Below are 1,693 nucleotides of genomic sequence, written 5' to 3'. Positions count from 1 at the left end.
CCTTGAAGGGCGCCAACGAGATCGAATTCCTCGAGCAGCATCGCGATGGGCTGGCGCGGCTGCGGCAGAAGCTGGCGAGGAACGAGGCGGCGATCCTTGCCCATCTCAACGCCGTCAACGAGGTCGCCACGCTGTTGAAGAACGCCATCCAGCGCGCCGATGCCGACGGCACCTATTCGGCCGGCGAATTCGGATACGCCCGAGCCTGAATGTGATGGCAACGGCGCAAGGAAGGATCCGGTGATCAAGTTCATCGCCGCAGCGCTTTGGATCTGCGCCGTGACGCTCGGCGCGGTGTTCTACTCCTTCCAGGCAGCGGGCCAGCGCGGCGTCGGCGAGCCGCCGAAGCCGATGCTGGGTGGGCTCGATTACGTCAAGACCGACATCATTTCGGTGCCGCTCATCAAGGACGCCAAGATCGATGGCTATTTCCTGACCAAGCTCGTCTACACGGTGGAACCGGAGCAGATAAAGAAGCTTTCGATCCCGGCGCCGGCGCTGATAACCGACCAGGTCTATTCCTATCTCTACGCCAATCCGCAGATCGATTTCACCAAGAAGGAGACGATCGATCTCGATGCCTTCCGCAAATCGATCCGTGACACCGTCAACGCCCGCGTCGGCGTCGAACTGGTGCATGACGTGCTGGTCGACCAGGTCAACTTCCTGTCCAAGGATGAGATCCGCGACAATGCCATTCGCCGCCGCAGGGGCGCCGGCGAAACGGCCCAGGAAATGACCAAGGCCTTCAAGCAGCATTGATCGCGCCGCCGGTGCTTTCGCCGGGTTGGATGTACCGCCTCAACCATCCGCCGGCTGATGCGCCTTGCCGCATGGTTACCACCATGCCGCATGGCGGCCACGTTGACGTAAACGTCAACCCGAAGCTATATGCGCCGGTGGCTGTCGCCGCGCCCCCGCGCGACGCGGCGCCTCGCCCAGCGGCCAAGGGCCGGTGCGCGTCAAACGCAACCAAACGAGGAGAACCGCCATGGGCGTTCAGGAGATTGCCGACAAGATCAAGTCGCGCGTGGCAAGCGCGGGTTTCGAGCACTCGGTCAAGTTCGACACCGGCAGCGACGGCGTCATCGTCGTCGACGGTGCGACCGTCTCGACCGCCGATGCCCCGACCGACTGCACAATCAAGCTCTCGCTCGACGATCTCGACTTGCTGATCGCCGGCGACCTCAACCCGACCATGGCTTTCATGGCCGGCAAGCTGAAGGTCGAGGGCGACATGACGGTCGCCATGGCGCTCAGCCAGTTGCTCGGCTGATTGACGATATATCCATTCGGAATTGATCCGATGCGGCGCCGCGCTCTTGAACGCGTGACGCCGCACAGGCTTTTCTTCACTCGCTTCAATGCATGTCGCCCAGAAGTGCGCGGTTCTGGGACAACGACATGCATCAAAACCAGGACTTAAAGCGCGTCGCCTGAATCCGTTTCAGCGCGATGCGCTTTAGGCCAGGAACTCCAGCGCCTTCACCTTGCGGCCGGCGGCCTTGATCGTGCCCTTGGCGCCGTCGAGCGCGCCTTCCTTCAGCTCCAGCGCCAGCAGCCGGTGCCGCTCGTAGGGGCCAGGCATGGAGAGCGAACCGGTGCGGTCGGCCGAAAAGTCGAAGCGCCCGTAATAAGGCGCATCGCCGACGAGCAGGATCGCGCCATGGCCAAGTCGCGCGGCCTCGGCGAC

2 protein-coding genes and 2 pseudogenes are annotated in these 1,693 nt (G+C 63.1%); 3 read left to right on the top strand and 1 reads right to left on the bottom strand.

The genetic code is table 11. From position 1 onward, the window contains the following. From EOA38_RS35775 to EOA38_RS35765, 3 genes and pseudogenes are all read left to right on the top strand, one after another. Positions 1 to 209 (top strand): annotated as a pseudogene (locus tag EOA38_RS35775) (hypothetical protein); the annotation flags it as partial. 31 nt (positions 210 to 240) lie between these two features. Further along, complete coding sequence (locus EOA38_RS35770) at positions 241 to 762, top strand: hypothetical protein (protein ID WP_126092162.1); 522 nt, start codon at positions 241 to 243, stop codon at positions 760 to 762. 229 nt (positions 763 to 991) lie between these two features. Beyond that, positions 992 to 1,276, top strand: coding sequence for an SCP2 sterol-binding domain-containing protein (locus EOA38_RS35765; protein WP_126092161.1), 285 nt, complete (start codon positions 992 to 994; stop codon positions 1,274 to 1,276). A 186-nt stretch (positions 1,277 to 1,462) separates the two neighbouring features. On the opposite strand, the pseudogene EOA38_RS35760 reads toward EOA38_RS35765, so the two are convergent. Next, positions 1,463 to 1,693: pseudogene (locus EOA38_RS35760) on the bottom strand (N-acetyltransferase); the annotation flags it as partial.

The organism is Mesorhizobium sp. M1E.F.Ca.ET.041.01.1.1, from assembly GCF_003997355.1.
Classification (GTDB): Bacteria; Pseudomonadota; Alphaproteobacteria; order Rhizobiales; family Rhizobiaceae; genus Mesorhizobium.
Note: the sequence above shows the minus strand (reverse complement) of the source record. Positions and strands in the feature narration are given on the sequence as shown.

Bases quoted from the DNA above. Each gene is read 5' to 3' on its own strand.
- EOA38_RS35765 (WP_126092161.1), top strand. From the start codon at position 992: ATGGGCGTTCAGGAGATTGCCGACAAGATCAAGTCGCGCGTGGCAAGC.